The sequence below is a fragment of the Stenotrophomonas terrae genome (assembly GCF_001431465.1).
In the GTDB taxonomy this organism is placed as follows: domain Bacteria; phylum Pseudomonadota; class Gammaproteobacteria; order Xanthomonadales; family Xanthomonadaceae; genus Stenotrophomonas; species Stenotrophomonas terrae.
In genome coordinates this window covers 18463-36488 of sequence record NZ_LDJJ01000031.1, presented here as the reverse complement: position 1 = coordinate 36488, position 18026 = coordinate 18463, and the positions used below count along the sequence as shown (strand labels likewise).

Sequence of the window (18026 nt, the reverse complement as noted above, 5' to 3'; positions counted from 1 at the left end):
GCGGCCTGCGGGGCTTATGATCGCGGGCTGACAACAGGGGGAGTTCATGGACGCAGACACGCCTCGTCCCGCTTCACGGTTGCGTTGGGTGTTGCTCTATCTCGGTTGGGCGGGGCTGCCGATGCTGCTTGCGCTGTTGTTGGCTGGTCGTGCCGGGATGGATCTGGCAGCGCCGGTGCGGCACGTGGCCCAAGCGACTTCATCGGCCTTGCAGCCACATTCCGCGCTTGGCCTGTTTCTATTGCAGCTGCTGGTGCTGCTGCTGGTCGCCAAGGGCATGGGACGGTTGTTGCGTTGGTTTGGCCAGCCGGCGGTCATTGGTGAGATGGCCGCCGGTCTGATGATGGGCCCCTTGCTGTTCGGCGCGCTGTTGCCGCAGGCGCAGGCTGCGTTGTTCCCGCCCAGTTCGCTGGGGCCGCTGAGTCTGATCAGCCAGCTGGGGGTCTTGATGTTCCTGCTGGTTGCCGGCGTGGAATTGGATCTGGGCAGGCTGCGCGGCCGGCGCAGATTTGCTGTTGCGGTGAGTCATGCCGGCATTGCCGTGCCCTTTCTGTGCGGTGTGCTGCTGGCGATCTACCTGTATCCGGCGCATGGACCAGCGGGCGTGGGGTTCACTCCTTTTGCATTGTTCATCGGCATATCGCTGAGCATTACCGCCTTTCCGGTGCTGCTGCGCATTCTTGCCGACCGCGGCATGACTCATAGCCCACTGGGGCAGACCGCCATCGCCTGCGCGGCGCTGGGTGATGCCACGGCCTGGTGCATGTTGGCGCTGATCGTCAGTGCCATCCAGGCGACAGGATGGGGAACAGCGGCTTTCAACCTGGCCTGTGTGACGGCTTTCATCGTCGTGATGCTCGGCCTTGTGCGGCCCTGGTTTGCCCGGCAGACGATCATCGCCGGCCGAGAAGGCGCTTGGTTGCTGGGCATGGTGTTGCTGACCCTGGCCAGCGCATTGTTGACCGAATACCTGGGCATCCACGCCTTGTTCGGCGCGTTTGCAGCCGGTGCGGCAGCTTCTTCCAATGCGCAGCTGCGCGAGCTGATCATCAGCAAGGTGGAACCGCTGGCGGCCACCCTGCTGCTGCCCCTGTTCTTTGCCATGACCGGTTTGCGCCTGCGAGCCGACGCGCTGCAGATAACTGACGTATGGCTTTGCGTGCTGGTGACTGCGGTTGCCGCCGCTGGCAAGTTGATTGGCACCTTCGCTGCCGCGCGTAGCGCTGGCATGCCGGTGCCGGACGCAATGCGGCTGGGCGTATTGATGAACACGCGCGGCCTGATGGAGCTGGTCGTGCTCAACCTCGGTTATGAACTTGGCTTGCTGGGCGACCGCCTGTTTGCGGTGCTGGTGGTAATGGCACTGGTGACCACGGCGATGACAGGGCCCTTGCTGGGTTGGAGCGCGCGCGTTCAACGCAAACCCAATTGAGTTTTTTCAAGCAGTAGTCCTCTCAAACAAAAGGAACTTCGATGCGTGTATTGCCGCTGTTGATGCTGGGGTTGTTGGGTAGTCCATTTGTTGCGACAGCGGCTGAGCTGCCGCTGGAGCGCCATCAACTGGGCAGTTGGGAGACGGATATTGGCTATACCGGCGTGGTGCGCGATGGCGACACGCTGCATGTTTCCGGTGTGCCGTGCCGGGGCGCGGACATGCAGGCCGCGGTGCGTGACTGCTACGGCAAGCTGACCAGGATCCTGCAGCAGTTTGATGCGGACAGCAGCCAGGTGGTCAAGGAGACGGTGTTCACCACCGATATGGATGGATTGATCAAGGCCATTCCCGAGCGCAAGACGTTCTTTGCCGATGGCAAGTATCCGGCCGCCAGTTGGGTGCAGATCAGCCGCCTGTTCGATGCCGAAGCCAAGCTCGAGGTGGAGTGGACGGTGCGCTTGAAGTAAGCGTGATGCGCTGGCGTAGCCCGGATAAGCGAAGCGCACCCGGGGCTTTTTGCGCTCAACCAGGGTCAAAAGTTCCGCATCGATGGCAGGAGCGATTCGGTCTTCGTGCGCGGATGTCTTGTCTGCTTCCCCGGGTGCGCTGCGCTTACCCGGGCTACAGATGCCATGCAGCCCTGCAAGTTGTAGGAGCGGCGTAAGCCGCGAAGCCGACCATCAGGTTGCACATGCATCCATGGGTTTCAGAAAAACCAGCTTCGTGGCTTACGCCACTCCCACAGTCAGATGCCGGTTGGGGCTAGCTGGGTCTGCATGCAGACCTGTGCTGGTTTTTCAGCGCGGACTCAATTTCATGCTGTGTGTCGCCTTGCCGGGCAGGAACGGGGTAGGGCGACCTTTTACCCAGTCTTCGTGGCCCGCGCCCCAGAATGGCGACAGCGGGTGTCCGCTCTGGCCGCCGGGCATGTGTACGATGCCGTCGGCTTCGTGGCCGGGTGAGACCACCATGCGTTCGGACGCGCCGAACTTCGGCCCGACCACGCGCGGCATGTCGCTGTCACCGGCGAGAGGTTCCGCTGCCATGCACAGCCAGCGCTTGAACAAGGCCGGCAACGCCGCCGAGACCGGATGACAGATTGCGGCGGTGTTGCGCTCGCCCCAGCTGCGTTGCGTCAGATCCGTTCCTTGGGCGGCCAGATCTTTTTCCAGCTGCCGTGCGCTGTCAGCCAGCAAGGCATCCCAGCTTTCATACGGCGGCGGCAGCAGGTTGGCCGGGCGTTCGCTGAGCATGGGCCATAGCACACCCTCGAACTGTGCCAGTTTGGGGGCGATGTAACGCTCGCCCAGCTGCGCCTTGGCTGCTGCCAGCAGTGCGCCTTCCATGTTGTCCGTCAGGATGCCGCGGAAACCGCGCGCCATCCGGTAGCTGACCGAATCGATGGAGGCACGGCCCTGCCATTGGCGGCTGGCGGCTTCCAGACGTCTGAGCGCGGGATCATCACTGTGCTCGACGGTCTGCCGCAGCAGTTTCCACCAGCGCTCCATCAACAGGGCACGGTCGTCCAGCTGGATGGCCAGCAGATCGCGTTCGCTGAAAACATCACGGGCGAACAGGCCATCGCGGATCTGCTTGGCACGTGCGCCGAAGTCATAGCCGCCATCGCCGGCTTCGGCCAGCGCGGCGCCATCAAGCACGCGGCCGTTGGCGGTCCACAGGCGATGATCCGGTGGATCAACCAGTGCCGGTGCCTGGTCGGTGCGGATGGGCCAGGGCGGGCAGCTGGATTGCGTGGCGGCATCGGCATGGCAGGCCGGATCCCGTGCCGGTCTTGCACCAATCAGGCGCCAGGCGATGCGCCCGCTGCGGTCGCCCACCAGCAGGTTTTGCGCAGGCACACCGGAGCTATCGGCCACTGTGAAAGCAGCCTCCAGATCGGCGGCCTTGGCCATGTCGGCGAAATCCAGCCGCACGGCGCCGGGCTGCTGGCCGACCCAGCGCAACGCCAGCAGGCGGCCATCGGGCTCTTCATGCAGAACCGGGCCCCAGGTGCTTTCGCGCACCAGCAGCATCTCCGGTTGCGCACCGGCGACGGCGATGGCCTCGTTGTAGCTGCGCAGTGGCGCATCAGCGGGCAGGGCGGCGTAGTCGGCGGTATCGATATAGCTGTTGGTGAATGCCCAGGCCACCCGCGTATTGCTGCCGACGATCACCGCCGGCAGGCCCGGCAGGGTGAAGCCGCTGACATCGACCTTGCCATCGGGCGCGGTCGGGTCGGCGTAGCGCAGGCGCGCGCGGAACCAGATGTTGGGCGCACGCAGGTTCAGGTGCATGTCGTCGGCAATGATGGCGCGGCCGTCGGCGGTCAGGGCGCCGGCTACTGCAAAGTTATTGCTCCCTAAGATCTCCGAGTCCGCCGCGACCGGCGCAGGTGGCGCGTTGCTGGCGTGTTTGCGCAGGTCCAGCGTCGCCGCATCCGGCAACACCGCATCACCGCGGGGCGCACCAAACAGAGGCGCGTCCCAAGCGCTGCCATCGTGGCTGAGCAGTGCGTACAGCGCTGGCGGCATCACGCTGCGGATGCGGGCCATCGAGAGTTCGCGGGTATTGGCCGGGTCCTGTAGGTCGCCGTACATCGCCAGGCCGGTCAACACCGAATCCTCCAGTTCCCAGGGCCGGGGTTGCTGGCGCAGCAGCAGGTACGGCCATGGCCGTACCGGCAAGGCGGCAAGGCCGGCGTTGACACCTTCACGGTAGGCTTCAACGACGTTGCGCTTGCCGCCCAGTGCCGCCCCAAGGTTCTGCTGGGTATGGGCACGCAGGCGGTGCACACGCATGCGCTTGTCCAGCGGCAAGGCCTTGGCACCGAACAGCTCGGACAGCTCGCCGGCCGCCGAGCGCCGCATCAGGTCCATTTCGAAGAAGCGTTCCTGCGCGTGGACATAGCCCAGCGCACGGGCCATATCGGCCTCGTTGGCGGCCTCGACGGTGAGTACCCCCAGCGCGTCACGCTCGATGCTGACCGGGGCGGACAGGCCCGGCAGCGCCAGTTCCCCGTCCAGCTGTGGCAAGCTGCCGCGCAGCAGCCCCCAGATCACCAGCAGCAGTACCAGCAACAACCCCAATACGACCCAAAGCGAACGCAGCAGCCAACGCAGCACAGGCCTACCCCCGGTAGCGGTTCTGTCGCGATTGTAGACAGCTTGTGAAGCCGAAAGAGAGGGAATCGCAACTGAAAGTGATTCCGATTAGATCATTGGCTTTTCAGATGGGGCACCCTATGCACCATCGAATCATCAGGAGCACCCCCATGCAGGGCAAACCCGAAGTCATTGAATGCCTGAAGGAGCTGCTGCGCGGCGAACTGGCTGCGCGCGACCAGTACTTCATCCATTCCCGTCGTTACGAGGATCAGGGCCTGCTGGCGCTGTACGAGCGCATCGGCCACGAGATGGAAGAGGAGACCGAGCACGCCGACGCGCTGCTGCGTCGCATCCTGTTCCTGGGCGGCAACCCGGACATGCGTCCGCACGGTTTTGAGCCGGGCGTGACCGTGATGGAGATGCTGGAGAAGGATCTGCAGGTGGAATACCAGGTGCGTGCCAATCTGGCCGCAGGTGTGAAGCTGTGCGAAGCCCAGGGTGATTACGTCAGCCGCGACATCCTGATCGCGCAGCTGCGTGACACCGAAGAAGACCATGCCTGGTGGCTGGAGAAGCAGCTGGGCCTGATCAAGCGCATCGGCCTGGAGCTTTACCAGACCAGCAAGATGGACGCCAAGGGCACCGCAGCGCATTGACCTGAAGGCGGCAAACGCCGCCTTCTGTAGTGCCGACCCATGGTCGGCATTGGATACTCCGGCAATGCCCCTGTCGACCGATGGTCGGCACGACAGGGGTTTGGTCAGCGTTACAGCCGCTGCAGCCTGTACACGGCGGTGGACAGCGCGCTTATCCCTTCGGGATTGAAATCCGGCTGTTGATCGCGGATGTCGCGGCGCTCCAGCAGGCTGGCATGCCATGGTGTGGCAAACAATCGCTGCACTTCATCTTCTTCCACCGAGAACGGTGGGCCTTGTTTCTCATCCTGCGGGTATTCCAGGGTGATCAGTACACCCTGGCAGCCGACTGGCACCTGCGCATACAAGGTGTCGCGGTAGTGCTGGCGCAGATGCGCTGGCAGGGCGATCAGGGCGGCGCGGTCGTAGACGCCGGCGATGTCCGCCAGCAGCTCCGTATCCAATGCGAAGGCATCGCCGCAGATGATCTCGATCGGCCCCGCGCTGTAGTGCTCGCCATATTGGCTGCTGTGGCGCTGCGGGGTGATGCCGGCCTCGGCGAAGAACTGCTCGATGGCCATCGGTGACAGCTCAATGCCCAGCACGCGGTGGCCCTGTGCGGCCAGCCAGTGCATGTCCAGGGTCTTGCCGCATAGCGGCACCAGCACGCGGCTGCCCGGCGGAAGTTCCAGCGTGGGCCAGTGCTTCTGCAGCAGCGGCATCACCTCGCTGCGATGGAAGCCGATTTGACCGTTCTGCCAACGTTGCAGCCAGAAGTCGGGTTGCATGGGGTTCTCCAGTTGCGGTTGCTGGTTGGTTCGTTGTTTGTGGGAGCGGTGTCAGCCGCGAAGCTGAAGGCAATGGATCTATGGTGGTTTGTGATTGCCGATGTCTGTTGGATCTGTGGCTTCGCGGTTTACGCCGCTCCTACAAAGAGCCGAACAAAGAAGGCCGGGCAATGCCCGGCCTTCTTGTACTTACTGAACTTCGAGCCCTTCAACCTTCTGCCAACCACGCGGCAACAAATGCCCGCGCGTCGCCCTCGTTCCCAGATACGTTTCCAGATCCTTGAACGACAAGTTCATGGTGCGCTGGCCACTGCGTACCTGCAGGGTGTTGGATGGGCCTACCGCGACCACCGCCACCACGCGCTCGGTGGAGAGCTTGGCCTTGGGGATCTCGATGATCTTGTTGCCCTTGCCCTTGTCCAGCTCGGGCAGCTCGCTGGCCGGAATGGCCAGCATATTGCCGGCGCTGGTGACCGCGACGATGCGGTCGGTCTCCGGGTTGGCGACCTGTGACGGGGTCAATACCGCCGAGCCGGTCGACAGGTTGAGCATCGCCTTGCCGGCCTTGTTGCGGCCGGTGAGGTTCTCGAAACGGGTGACGAAGCCGTAGCCGTGCGTGGACGCCAACACGAAGCGGGTGTTGTTGTCGCCGCTGGCCACGGTGACGAAGCTGCTGCCCGGTGCCGGCGAGAAACGGCCGGTCAGCGGTTCGCCATTGCCACGTGCCGAGGGCAGGGTGTGCACCGGCGTGGAATAGGCGCGGCCCTCGGTATCGAGGAAGGCCACCTGCTGCGTGCTGCGGGTGCGAGCCACTGCCAGCAGGCTGTCGCCGTCGCGGTAGTTCAGGGTCGAGCCGTCGACATCGTGGCCCTTGGCCGCACGCACCCAGCCCTTCTCTGACAGTACGACCGTCATCGGCTCGCTGGGCACCAGCTCGGTTTCGTCGATGGCCTGGGCGGCACCGCGCTGCACCAGCGGCGAGCGGCGCTCGTCGCCGAACTTCTTGGCATCGGCCAGCAGTTCGTCCTTGACCAGCTTCTTCAGCTTGGCGTTGCTCTGCAGGATCGAGAGAATCTTGTCGCGTTCCTTGGCCAGCTCATCCTGCTCGCCACGGATCTTCATTTCTTCCAGGCGCGCAAGCTGCTTGAGCTTGGTTTCCAGAATGTAGTCAGCCTGGTCTTCGCTCAATGCGAAGCGCGCGATCAGCGCGGCCTTGGCATCGTCCTCGGTGCGGATGATGCGGATCACTTCATCCAGGTTGAGGAAGGCAACCAGCAAGCCTTCCAACAGGTGCAGACGACGCTCCACCTTCTGCAGGCGATGGTTGAGGCGGCGGGTCACCGTGTCCTGGCGGAAGCGCAGCCACTCGCTGAGCAGCATCTTCAGGTTCTTGACCTGCGGGCGACCGTCCAGACCGATGACATTGAGGTTGACGCGGTAGCTGCGCTCAAGGTCGGTGATGGCGAACAGGTGGCCCATCAGTTGTTCGGCATCGACGCGGTTGGAGCGCGGCATCAGCACCACGCGCACCGGGTTGGCGTGATCGGATTCGTCGCGGATGTCTTCCAGCCACGGCAGCTTCTTGGCGCGCATCTGCGCGGCAATCTGCTCGATCACCTTGGACGGCGAGACCTGGTGCGGCAAGGCATCGATGACGATGTTCGGGCCTTCCTTCTTGAAGGTGGCGCGTGCACGTACGCTGCCGTTGCCGGTTTCGTAGATGTTGCGCAGGTCCGAGGGCGAAGTGATGATCTCGGCGGTGGTCGGGTAGTCCGGGCCCTTCACGTGTTCGCACAGTTCGGCGACGGTGGTGTCGGGCTCGTCGATCAGGCGCACCAGTGCGCTGACGATCTCATTGAGATTGTGCGGCGGCACGTCGGTCGCCATGCCCACGGCAATGCCGGTGGTGCCATTGAGCAGCAGGTGCGGCAGGCGTGCCGGCAGCCAGGTCGGCTCTTCCAGGGTGCCATCGAAGTTGGGCGTCCAATCGGTGGTGCCATGACCCAGCTCGCCCAGCAGCATCTCGGCGATCGGGGTCATCTTGGATTCGGTGTAACGCATGGCCGCGAACGACTTGGGGTCGTCGCTGGAGCCGAAGTTGCCCTGGCCCTCGATCAGCGGGTAGCGGAACGAGAACGGCTGCGCCATCAGCACCAGCGCCTCGTAGCAGGCGCTGTCACCGTGCGGGTGGTATTTACCGATCACGTCACCGACGGTACGCGCGGACTTTTTGGGCTTGGATGCAGCACCCAGGCCCAGTTCGCTCATCGAATAGATGATGCGGCGCTGCACCGGCTTGAGCCCGTCACCGATGAACGGCAGGGCGCGGTCCAGCACCACGTACATGGAGTAATCAAGATAGGCGCGTTCGGCGTATTCGCGCAGCGGCTGCTGTTCAAAGCCGTGGAAAGCTTGGCGTGCAGGATCGGTCATTGCGGGTGGTGCTACCTGTGAACGTTGAAGCCGCGGCGTGGCTGCCGGCTTCCAGACCCATCGATTATCCGGATGGCGGCGGCGATGCCAAGCGCGGTGATGGTCCGGGTGAAGCCGCTGCCATCGATTCTCTACATATGTGTAACGCTGAATTCACTTCTTGATGGAAATATTCCGTTGAGAATATTTCCAAGTGGAAATAAAATGCCGCCCCATGACTGAACCCTCCTCCCGGCCGACCAGCTTCGGCCTGCTGCTGCGCCAGGTGGGCGACGGGCTGGTACGCCAGCTCGACGCCACCATGGCCGAAGAAGACCTTGGCATCGGTTTCACCCATTACGTCGGGCTCAAGGTGCTGTCGCAGCTGGCGCCGTGCACTGCTGCCGAGCTTGGCCAGGCTATCAACCAGGTGCCCAGCGCGGTGACCCGGTTGCTGGACAGGCTGGAATCGCTCGGCGCCGTGCGCCGCGAGCCGCACGCCCAGGACCGGCGGGCATTGCAGCTGGTGGTGACCGATGAGGGCAAGGCCTTGTGGGCCCGGCTCAAGGTGCGTGGCGACCGGATCATGGATCTGGCCCTGGGCGACCTGAATGATGCCGAGCGTGACCAATTGTTTTCCCTGTTGACCCGGGTACGGGACGCCCTTTCTCCCCCATGAATACTTCTCCTATGAAATGCACGCGGCTGTTGCTGCCGGGTGCCCTGGTGCTGGCACTTGCTGCCTGTGCCAGCAGCCGTGGCCTGCAACCGCAGGGCCATCTGCTCGACGCCGACAGCCTGCACGGCAGCCGTGCGCTTGCCGGCGCGCCGCTCAGTGCTGCCGGTTTCCCGGCCGCCGACTGGTGGCGGGCGCTGGGTGACCCGCAGTTGGATGCGCTGGTCGCCGAAGGCCTGCGCAGCAGCCCATCGCTGGAAGCGGCCGACGCCCGCCTGCGTCAGGCGCAGGCACAGGCTGCCGGTGCCAACGCCGAACGCAAGCCCAGCTTGGCGTTGTCGCCGGGCTATACCGGCCTGACCCTGCCCAAATCGATGGTCGGTGATCTGGGCGGCGATTACATGGGCAGCGTGCAGGCCGTGGCCAACTTCAGTTATGGCGTGGATCTGTGGGGTGGCAAGCGCGCCAACTGGGAGGCCGCCGTGGACAGCGGCCATGCCGCCGCGGTGGATGCACAGGCCGCGCGGCTGGATCTGTCGGCTGCCATCGTCCAGGCCTATGTGCAGCTGGCCCATGCCGGGCAGCTGCAGCAGGTGGCCAACGACGAATTGGTGCGCGCTGAAAAGACATTGGAACTGACCCAGCAGCGTCGCCGTGCGGGCATCGACAGCAATCTGCAGGTGACCCAGGCGCAGGCCCGCCTGCCGCTTGCCCGCCAGCAGCAACTGGCCGCGCAGCAGCAGATCGATTCGGCCCGCAATGCCTTGGCGGCACTGTTGGGCCAGGGCCCGGACCGTGGTCTGGATATCGCCGTTCCAGCTGAGTTGAACTCGCTTGCCCTGCAGCTGCCGAGCGTACTGCCCAGCGAACTGCTGGGCCGGCGCCCGGACATCGTTGCCGCCCGCTGGCGGGTGGAGGCGGCAGACAAGCAGATCAAGGTCGCCAAGACCCGCTTCTATCCCAGCCTCAACCTGACCGCACTTGGCGGTGTGGTCTCGAAGAACCTGGACAGCCTGCTGCAGAGCGGTTCGACCTTCGGTCTGCTGGCACCGGCGCTGAGCCTGCCGATCTTCGACGGTGGCCGCTTGCGTGCCGGCCTGGCCAGCAGCGATGCCGACTACGACCTGGCCGTGGCCAGCTACAACCACACCGTGGTCGAGTCACTGCGTGACGTGGCCGACCAGGTCGCCGCGCTGCGCTCGCTGGGCGAGCAGGTGCAGGCCCAGCAACAGGCGCAGGCCACTGCGCAGGCTGCCAATGATCTGGCCCAGCAACGCTATCGCGCCGGCATCGGCAACTACCTGGACGTGCTCAGCACGCAGGACCAGTTGCTGCGCAGCCAGCAGCAGCTGAGCAACCTGAAGTCGCAGCAGCTGCTGTCCTCGGTGCGCCTGAGTGCGGCACTGGGCGGGGGCTTCCAGCCCGACGCCACTGCCGAACCTGCCGCCGTTACCGCCCATTCGAATTCCTGAGACGCCTCCCTCCATGAGCCAGACCTCCTCCCCCGAAGCGGCCGCAGCCGCTCCCAGCCGCCGCGGCAAGCTGCTGCGCGGTTTGTTGTTTGTTGTCGTGATCCTGCTGGTGGCGTTTGCCGCGTGGTATTTCCTGTTGGGCCGTTGGGCCGAGGACACCGATGACGCCTATGTCGGTGGCAACCAGGTGCAGATCACCCCGCAGATCACCGGCACCGTGGTGTCCATCGCCGCCGATGACGGCATGAAGGTGGAGCAGGGCCAGCTGCTGGTGCAGCTGGACCCGGCCGACACCGAAGTGGCCATGCAGCAGGCGCGCGCCAATCTCGCCAGTACCGTGCGCCAGGTGCGCGGCCTGTACCGCAGCGCGGAAGGTGCGCAGGCGGAGTTGAACGCACGCCAGGTGACCGTCAAGCGCGCCCGCGAAGACTTTGCTCGCCGCCGCGACCTTGCTGCCACCGGCGCCATCTCCAATGAAGAACTGGCCCACGCCCGCGATGAACTGGCCGCTGCTGAAGCGGCTGTAGCCGGGTCGCGCGAAAGCGTCGAGCGCAGTCGCGCGCTGATCGATGACACCGTCATCGCCACCCAGCCGGACGTGCAGGCCGCAGCGGCGCAGCTGCGTCAGGCCTATCTCAACAACGCCCGCGCCGGCATCGTCGCGCCTGTCACGGGTTATGTTGCACGCCGCTCGGTGCAGGTTGGCCAGCGCGTGCAGCCGGGCGCCGCCTTGATGGCAGTGGTGCCTGCCGAACAGATGTGGGTGGATGCCAACTTCAAGGAAACCCAGCTGCGTCACATGCGCCTGGGCCAGGAAGTGGAACTGCGCTCGGACCTGTATGGCAGTGACGTGACCTACAAGGGGCACATCACCAATCTCGGCCTGGGCACCGGTTCGGCGTTCTCGCTGCTGCCGGCGCAGAATGCCAGCGGCAACTGGATCAAGATCGTGCAGCGCGTGCCGGTGCGCATCACCATCGATGCCAAGCAGTTGGCCGAGCATCCGCTGCGCCTTGGCCTGTCGATGAAGGCCGAGGTCAACCTGCACGACCAGAAGGGCACGGTGCTGCCGGCCGAAGCCGTCAAGGGAACGGTGTACGGCACGCAGGTCTATGCCAAGCAGCTGCACGATGCCGATGCGCTGATCCACAGCATCATCCAGGACAACCTGCCGCCGTCCGCGCGCGCCAGCTGAGGTCATCATGTCCGCTCAAGCTCCCACGGCGCCGGCCACGACGGTCGGCGCAGGGCCGGCCAATGTAGCCCTGTGCACGGCCGGCCTGGCGCTGGCCTCGTTCATGCAGGTGCTCGACACCACCATCGCCAACGTGTCGCTGCCAACCATCGCCGGCAACCTCGGTGCCAGCTCGCAGCAGGCGACGTGGGTGATCACCTCGTTTGCGGTCAGCACCGCCATCGCCCTGCCGCTGACCGGCTGGCTGAGCCGTCGCTTCGGTGAGGTGAAACTCTTCATCTGGGCAACGATTGCGTTCTCGATCGCTTCGTTGTTGTGCGGCATCGCCCAGAGCATGGGCATGCTGGTGGTATCGCGCGCGCTGCAGGGTTTCGTGGCCGGGCCGATGTACCCGATCACCCAGTCGTTGCTGGTGTCCATCTATCCAAGAGAGAAGCGCGGGCAGGCCTTGGCGCTGCTGGCGATGATTACCGTGGTGGCGCCGATTGCCGGGCCCATCCTCGGTGGCTGGATCACCGACAACTACAGCTGGGAATGGATCTTCCTGATCAACGTGCCATTGGGCGTGATTGCCGCGGCCATTGTCGGTGGCCAGCTCCGCCACCGGGTGGAGCAGACCGAACGGCCAAAGATGGATTACGTTGGCCTGGTCACCCTGGTGATCGGCGTGGGCTGCCTGCAGCTGATGCTGGACCTGGGCAACGAGGAAGACTGGTTCAACTCGACCAAGATCGTGGTGCTGACCTGCATCGCGGCGGTGATGCTGGCGGTGTTCGTGATCTGGGAGCTGACCGACAAGGATCCGATCGTTGACCTGAAGCTGCTGCGGCACCGCAACTTCCGCGCCGGCACCCTGGCGATGATTGTTGGCTACGCCGCGTTCTTCTCGGTGGCGTTGATGATCCCGCAGTGGTTGCAACGCGACATGGGCTATACCGCGATCTGGGCTGGTCTGGCGACCGCTCCGCTGGGCATTCTGCCGATCATGGTGGCGCCGGTGCTGGGCAAGTTCGGCCACAAGGTCGATATGCGTTATCTGGCGACGATCGCCTTCTTCGTATTGTCGATGACCAGCTTCCTGCGCTCGGGTTTCAACCTGCAGGTCAACTTCGAACATGTGGCTGGCGTGCAGCTGCTGATGGGCGTGGGCCTGGCCTTGTTCTTCATGCCGGTGCTGCAGATATTGCTATCGGACCTGGAGGGGCGCGAGATCGCGGCCGGCTCGGGTCTGGCAACCTTCCTGCGCACCTTGGGCGGCAGCTTCGCCGCCTCGCTGACCACCTGGCTGTGGGCACGTCGTACCCAGCAGCATCATGCCGACCTGACCGAGCATGTCTCGCTGTACGACCCGGGCATGCACGACCAGGTAACCGCGATGGGGCAGGGCGATCTGCAGCACGGTGCGGCGATGCTCAACGAAATGATCAACCACCAGGCATCGCAGATGGGTTTCAACGACATCTTCCTGCTGCTGGGTTGGGTGTTCCTGCTGATCATCGGCCTGGTGTGGCTGGCCAAGCCGCCGTTCGGTGCCGGTGGCGGCGCTGCCTCGGCAGGTGGGCATTGACCATGCTTCTTGTAGGAGCGGCATAAGCCGCGAAGCTGAGATCAGTGAAGCTACAGCGAAGCCCGTAATCCGACAGATTGCGGGCTTCACTTTTTGTAGTGCCGAGCCATGCTCGGCAGAGGCCTTGCCGGTGAAGCTCCTGCCGAGCATGGCTCGGCACTACAAAAGAATCGGGCACAAAAAAACCCGCTTTCGCGGGTTGTTTCGTTTGAGTCATGGTGCCCAGGAGAGGACTCGAACCTCCACGGAGTTGCCCCCGCTAGCACCTGAAGCTAGTGCGTCTACCAATTCCGCCACCTGGGCGACTCAGGGGACGAATTGTGCCGAGTGTGAAGAAAACTGTCAACGATTTACGCGAAGAAATTTCACATCGCTGTGTAGTGCCGAGCCGTGCTCGGCAGGGGCTTCACCAGCAAGCTTGCAGGCGAAGCAAGTGCGGCGAAGCGGGCGCATCACACCACGAAAAAAATAGAAGGGCTCATGTAGTGCCGAGCCATGCTCGGCAGAAGCTTCACCAGCGAGGTTGCAGATGAAGCATGTATGGCGAATCAGGTGCGTTCAGGTACTCGAGGACTGAAGGGGCTCATGTAGTGCCGAGCCATGCTCGGCATGTGGCGTTATCGGTAAGGCCTCTGCCGAGCATGGCTCGGCACTACAAAAGAAGCGGGCACAAAAAAACCCGCTTTCGCGGGTTGTTTCGTTTGAGTCGTGGTGCCCAGGAGAGGACTCGAACCTCCACGGAGTTGCCCCCGCTAGCACCTGAAGCTAGTGCGTCTACCAATTCCGCCACCTGGGCGACTCAGGAGCGAGATTATGTAGGACGTTTCTGGTGCCGTCAACAGTTTTGTGAAGAGCGGTATGGAAGCCGTAGCCCGGGTGAGCGAAGAACCGTAGCCCGGGTAAGCGAAGCGCACCCGGGGGAATTCGCGGCAGAGCTTTGCGGCGGGGAGAATCCCGGGAGCGCTTCGCTTACCCGGGCTACACAGCCGTGTGTTGGCGAAGGCATTGCTTCTGCCCCCTCCCTTTGCCGCAGGCAAGGGGAGGGCTGGGGAGGGGTAAGGCGCTTGCTCCTGCCCCACGTCCAAACCCCGGAAACGAAAAAACCCGCTTTCGCGGGTTTGATCTTGAAACGTGGTGCCCAGAAGAGGACTCGAACCTCCACGGAGTTGCCCCCGCTAGCACCTGAAGCTAGTGCGTCTACCAATTCCGCCACCTGGGCACTTCAGGCCGCGCAGTTTGAAGAGGATGCCGGTCTTTGTCAACGCTTTTTCACATTCATCTGCGGTGATCCTGTGCGCACCCTGTACACGTGGGTCCATGTACCATGGAGGCTGATGAAAAACAAAAAGACCACTGGGGCCGACAAGGCCCAAAAGTCCGCCACCGGCAGCAAGCCGGGCAAGGCGCCGGGCAAAGCCCCCAAAGCAAAGTCGGCCAAGCTGCCGCCATGGATGCCGGAAAGTCTTTCCGCACCCGCAAAGCCAGGCGCTGCCAAGCCAGCCAAGGCCGGCCCGGCGCGCTCCGGCGCCGCCAAGCCAGGCAAGCGCAAATTCAATGACGATGCCGCCCCGCAGAGTTTCGTGCGCGGCCGTCGCAAGTCCGGTCCACCGGTAGCGGCTTTCGATGATCCGTATGCATCGCGCGAAGCCGAGCGCTACGCGCAGCCGATTGCCAGTCGTGAGGCCATCCTGCAGCTGCTTGATCGCTGCGAGGGACCGCAGAACGCCGAGGAAATCGGCGCCGCGCTCGGCCTGACCGAGCCTGATCGCGCCGATGCGCTGGCCAAGCGCCTGGGCGCGATGGTGCGTGACGGCCAACTGGTGCAGAACCGCCGTGGCGGTTTCGCGCCGGTCAGCCAGTTGAGCCTGATCCCCGGCGTGGTGATCGCCAACCCGGAAGGTTTTGGCTTCCTGCGCCCGGACGAGGGCGGCGACGATCTGTTCCTGTCGCCCTATGAAATGCGCAAGGTGATGCATGGTGATCGTGCGTTGGCCAATGTCACCGGCATCGACCGCCGCGGCCGCCGCGAAGGCGCCATCGCCCGCGTGCTGGAGCGTGGCGTCAACCGCCTGATCGGGCATTTCAGCGTGGAAGCGGGCATCAGCTATGTGGTGCCGGACGACAAGCGTATCCAGCGCAACATCCAGATTCCCGGCGACCTTACCGGAGGCGCCAAGGACGGGCAGCTGGTGGTCTGCGAGCTGACCCATGCGCCGGATTCGCGACGTCCGCCGATTGGCAAGATCATCGCTGTGCTCGGCGATAAGCTGACCCCGTCGCTGGTGGTGGAAACCGCCATCCACGGCCATGAGCTGCCGTATGAATTCCCGCCGGAAGTGCTGGACGAGGCCACTGCGGTGCCGTTGACGGTGGAGCCGTCGATGATCGGCACGCGCGTGGACCTGCGCAGCATGCCGCTGGTCACCATCGACGGTGAGGATGCCAAGGACTTCGACGACGCGGTCTACTGCGAGCCGAACCGTGATGGTTTCCGCCTGGTCGTGGCCATCGCCGACGTCTCCAACTACGTGCGTCCCGGCACGCCATTGGATGATGAGGCGCAGCGCCGCGCAACCTCGGTGTACTTCCCCGGTTTCGTCGTGCCGATGCTGCCGGAGACGCTGTCCAACGGCATCTGTTCGCTGCGGCCGAAGGAAGACCGCATGTGCTTCGTCTGTGACATGCAGGTCGGTCGCGATGGCCAGGTCAGCGAGTCGAAGTTCTACGAAGCGGTGATGAACTCACATGCGCGCCTGACCTATACCCAGGTATGGGCGGCTGTAGGCGAGGATGACGCGGACACCAAGGCCGTCATCGGCCCGTTGCTGCCGCAGATCCAGAACCTGCACCAGCTCTACCGCATCCTGTCCAAGGCGCGCGAGCGCCGTGGCGCGATCGAGTTTGAATCCTCGGAAGTCCGCTTCGTGCTGGACAACCGTGGCGAAGTGACCCAGGCCGGCATGATGGTGCGCAACGACGCCCACAAGCTGATCGAGGAATGCATGATTGCCGCCAACGTGGAGGCTGCACGCTACCTGCTGTCCAAGCATGTACCGGCGCCGTTCCGCGTGCATGAGCGGCCGCCGGAGTCCAAGTTCGCCGACCTGCTGGAGTTCCTCAAGGAATTCAAGCTGAGTCTGCCGCCGTGGAGCAAGGTACAGCCGGGCGATTACACCAAGCTGCTGAAGAAGGTGCGTGAGCGCCCGGACGCGGCACTGCTGGAATCGGTGCTGCTGCGCAGCCAGTCGCTGGCGGTGTATTCGCCGGACAACAATGGCCACTTCGGTCTGGCGTTGGAGGCCTATGCGCACTTCACCTCGCCGATCCGCCGTTACCCGGATCTGCTGGTGCACCGTGCCATCAAGTACGCGCTGACCGGTGGTCCGCTCGACAAGTACACCTATACCCCGCGCGAGATGGCGGCGCTGTCGCTGCAGTGCTCCGAGCGTGAGCGCCGTGCCGACGAGGCCGAGCGTGAGGTCGACGAGCGTTTCCGCGCGGCGTGGATGGAAAAGCACGTGGGCAGCCAGTTCGATGGCGTCATCAGCGGCGTCACCAGCTTTGGCCTGTTCGTCGAGCTGTACGAGTCCAAGGTCAACGGCCTGGTCCATGTGACCCAGCTGCCGCACGACTATTACCAGTTCGACCCGATCCGCAAGACGCTCAGCGGCGACCGCCGTGGCAGCGAATTCCGGCTCGGCGACCGGGTCCGCATCCTGGTGCTCAAGGCCAGCATGGAAGAGCGCAAGATCGATTTCCGCCTGGTCGAAGACAAGGACGGCAAGGTCGAAGCGCCGACCCCGCAGCCCGAACGCGGCAAGCCGGCCAAGCGTACAAAGCAGAAGTATTGAAACCAGAAACCGGGGGGAGCAGCCAGGTACCAGTGAGAGCCCAGCGCTCGCAGGTTCCTGGCCCCACCTCTGGTTTCTCGTTGCTGGCCTCTGGTTTCTGGCCCCAAGTAGTACCATTGCCCCCCGAATTCCCCCCATGTGACGCCCATGAGCAAGCAGAACCAATGGATCGTCGGCGTCAATGCCGTAGCTTCGTCGATTGAAAAGGACCCGGAAAACGTCCGTGAGGTCCTGATCGAGGCCGGTGCCAAGAACCCGCGTCTCGTCGAAATCGAGGAAGAAGCCCTGCGCAAGGGCATCGACGTGCGCAAGGTCAACGCCCAGGCGCTGGGCGGCGTGGCTGGCCAGGTCCGCCACCAGGGCGTGGTAGCACGCTATGCCGCGCCCAAGCTGTGGGACGAGAGCGAGCTGAAGGGCCTGATCGAAGCGGCCGAAGGCAAGGCGCTGGTGCTGGTGCTGGACGAAGTGCAGGACCCGCACAACCTCGGCGCCTGCCTGCGCAGCGCCGCCGCCGCCGGGGTCACCGCGGTGGTGATCCCCAAGGACAAGAGTGCCCCGGTCAACGCCACCGTGCGCAAGGTCAGCGCCGGCGCGGCCGACAGCATTCCGGTGGTGTCGGTGACCAACCTGGTCCGTTGCATCAAGGACATGCAGAAGCTCGGCGTGTGGGTGTACGGCCTGGCCGGTGAAGTGGATACCACCATCCACCAGCTCGACCTGCGCGGCAATGTGGCCCTGGTGATGGGGGGCGAGGCCGACGGCATGCGCCGCCTGACCCGCGAAACCTGCGACCAGCTGGTGCGCATCCCGATGCCGGGCGATGTGGAGAGCCTCAATGTATCGGTGGCCACGGGTGTGGCATTGTTCGAGGCTGTCCGCCAACGCCTGTAA

At 64.1% G+C, this 18026-nt stretch carries 13 protein-coding genes and 3 tRNA genes; 10 read left to right on the top strand and 6 right to left on the bottom strand.

Annotated elements, in window-relative coordinates:
- Positions 1 to 46: 46 nt before the first annotated feature.
- Positions 47 to 1432, top strand: a complete 1386-nt coding sequence (locus tag ABB27_RS09555; protein WP_057628468.1) for a cation:proton antiporter domain-containing protein — start codon at positions 47 to 49, stop codon at positions 1430 to 1432.
- 41 nt (positions 1433 to 1473) lie between these two features.
- Positions 1474 to 1902 (top strand): RidA family protein, encoded by a 429-nt coding sequence (locus ABB27_RS09550; RefSeq protein ID WP_057628467.1) that lies wholly within the window; start codon positions 1474 to 1476, stop codon positions 1900 to 1902.
- Positions 1903 to 2232: 330 nt separating this feature from the next.
- Here the strand turns inward: ABB27_RS09550 and ABB27_RS09545 are convergent, their stop codons facing one another.
- Positions 2233 to 4557, bottom strand: a complete 2325-nt coding sequence (locus ABB27_RS09545) for a penicillin acylase family protein (protein WP_057628466.1) — start codon at positions 4555 to 4557, stop codon at positions 2233 to 2235.
- A 149-nt stretch (positions 4558 to 4706) separates the two neighbouring features.
- On the opposite strand from ABB27_RS09545, the gene bfr reads away from it, so the two are divergent.
- Positions 4707 to 5195, top strand: a complete 489-nt coding sequence (bfr, locus tag ABB27_RS09540; RefSeq protein WP_057628465.1) for a bacterioferritin — start codon at positions 4707 to 4709, stop codon at positions 5193 to 5195.
- Positions 5196 to 5305: 110 nt separating this feature from the next.
- Here the strand turns inward: bfr and ABB27_RS09535 are convergent, their stop codons facing one another.
- Both ABB27_RS09535 and parC read right to left on the bottom strand, forming a co-directional pair.
- Positions 5306 to 5962 (bottom strand): thiopurine S-methyltransferase, encoded by a 657-nt coding sequence (locus ABB27_RS09535; RefSeq protein WP_057628464.1) that lies wholly within the window; start codon positions 5960 to 5962, stop codon positions 5306 to 5308.
- 189 nt (positions 5963 to 6151) lie between these two features.
- Positions 6152 to 8395, bottom strand: coding sequence for a DNA topoisomerase IV subunit A (gene parC / locus ABB27_RS09530; protein WP_057628463.1), 2244 nt, complete (start codon positions 8393 to 8395; stop codon positions 6152 to 6154).
- Positions 8396 to 8412: 17 nt separating this feature from the next.
- Between parC and ABB27_RS19945 the strand changes: the two genes are divergently transcribed.
- Genes ABB27_RS19945 through ABB27_RS09510 form a run of 5 tightly spaced genes read left to right on the top strand, consistent with a single transcriptional unit; the run spans position 8413 to position 13284 of the window.
- Positions 8413 to 8559 (top strand): hypothetical protein, encoded by a 147-nt coding sequence (locus tag ABB27_RS19945; protein WP_161809639.1) that lies wholly within the window; start codon positions 8413 to 8415, stop codon positions 8557 to 8559.
- 50 nt (positions 8560 to 8609) lie between these two features.
- The gene (locus tag ABB27_RS09525) at positions 8610 to 9053 is read left to right on the top strand and encodes a MarR family winged helix-turn-helix transcriptional regulator (RefSeq protein WP_057628462.1); all 444 of its coding nucleotides are present in this window, start codon (positions 8610 to 8612) and stop codon (positions 9051 to 9053) included.
- Positions 9050 to 10522 (top strand): efflux transporter outer membrane subunit, encoded by a 1473-nt coding sequence (locus ABB27_RS09520; protein ID WP_057628461.1) that lies wholly within the window; start codon positions 9050 to 9052, stop codon positions 10520 to 10522. Before ABB27_RS09525 ends, ABB27_RS09520 begins: the two co-directional genes overlap by 4 nt.
- Positions 10523 to 10535: 13 nt before the next feature.
- Positions 10536 to 11717 (top strand): HlyD/EmrA/EmrK family protein, encoded by a 1182-nt coding sequence (locus tag ABB27_RS09515; RefSeq protein WP_057628460.1) that lies wholly within the window; start codon positions 10536 to 10538, stop codon positions 11715 to 11717.
- A 7-nt stretch (positions 11718 to 11724) separates the two neighbouring features.
- A complete protein-coding gene (locus ABB27_RS09510) occupies positions 11725 to 13284 on the top strand; it encodes a DHA2 family efflux MFS transporter permease subunit (RefSeq protein WP_057628459.1) in 1560 nt (519 codons plus the stop codon).
- Between the two features lie 216 nt (positions 13285 to 13500).
- On the opposite strand, the gene ABB27_RS09505 is transcribed toward ABB27_RS09510, so the two are convergent.
- From ABB27_RS09505 to ABB27_RS09495, 3 genes are all read right to left on the bottom strand, one after another.
- Positions 13501 to 13587: transfer RNA gene (locus ABB27_RS09505), tRNA-Leu, on the bottom strand.
- 406 nt (positions 13588 to 13993) lie between these two features.
- A tRNA-Leu gene (locus ABB27_RS09500) sits at positions 13994 to 14080 on the bottom strand.
- Between the two features lie 336 nt (positions 14081 to 14416).
- A tRNA-Leu gene (locus ABB27_RS09495) sits at positions 14417 to 14503 on the bottom strand.
- Between the two features lie 232 nt (positions 14504 to 14735).
- Here ABB27_RS09495 and rnr point away from each other — a divergent pair.
- A complete protein-coding gene (rnr, locus tag ABB27_RS09490) occupies positions 14736 to 17135 on the top strand; it encodes a ribonuclease R (RefSeq protein WP_083491240.1) in 2400 nt (799 codons plus the stop codon).
- Between the two features lie 147 nt (positions 17136 to 17282).
- Positions 17283 to 18026, top strand: coding sequence for a 23S rRNA (guanosine(2251)-2'-O)-methyltransferase RlmB (gene rlmB, locus ABB27_RS09485; RefSeq protein ID WP_057628458.1), 744 nt, complete (start codon positions 17283 to 17285; stop codon positions 18024 to 18026).

Bases quoted from the DNA above. Each gene is read 5' to 3' on its own strand.
- ABB27_RS09555 (WP_057628468.1), top strand. From the start codon at position 47: ATGGACGCAGACACGCCTCGTCCCGCTTCACGGTTGCGTTGGGTGTTG.
- ABB27_RS09550 (WP_057628467.1), top strand. From the start codon at position 1,474: ATGCGTGTATTGCCGCTGTTGATGCTGGGGTTGTTGGGTAGTCCATTT.
- bfr (WP_057628465.1), top strand. From the start codon at position 4,707: ATGCAGGGCAAACCCGAAGTCATTGAATGCCTGAAGGAGCTGCTGCGC.
- ABB27_RS09535 (WP_057628464.1), bottom strand. From the start codon at position 5,962: ATGCAACCCGACTTCTGGCTGCAACGTTGGCAGAACGGTCAAATCGGC.
- parC (WP_057628463.1), bottom strand. From the start codon at position 8,395: ATGACCGATCCTGCACGCCAAGCTTTCCACGGCTTTGAACAGCAGCCG.
- ABB27_RS09525 (WP_057628462.1), top strand. From the start codon at position 8,610: ATGACTGAACCCTCCTCCCGGCCGACCAGCTTCGGCCTGCTGCTGCGC.
- ABB27_RS09520 (WP_057628461.1), top strand. From the start codon at position 9,050: ATGAATACTTCTCCTATGAAATGCACGCGGCTGTTGCTGCCGGGTGCC.
- ABB27_RS09515 (WP_057628460.1), top strand. From the start codon at position 10,536: ATGAGCCAGACCTCCTCCCCCGAAGCGGCCGCAGCCGCTCCCAGCCGC.
- ABB27_RS09510 (WP_057628459.1), top strand. From the start codon at position 11,725: ATGTCCGCTCAAGCTCCCACGGCGCCGGCCACGACGGTCGGCGCAGGG.
- rnr (WP_083491240.1), top strand. From the start codon at position 14,736: ATGCCGGAAAGTCTTTCCGCACCCGCAAAGCCAGGCGCTGCCAAGCCA.
- rlmB (WP_057628458.1), top strand. From the start codon at position 17,283: ATGAGCAAGCAGAACCAATGGATCGTCGGCGTCAATGCCGTAGCTTCG.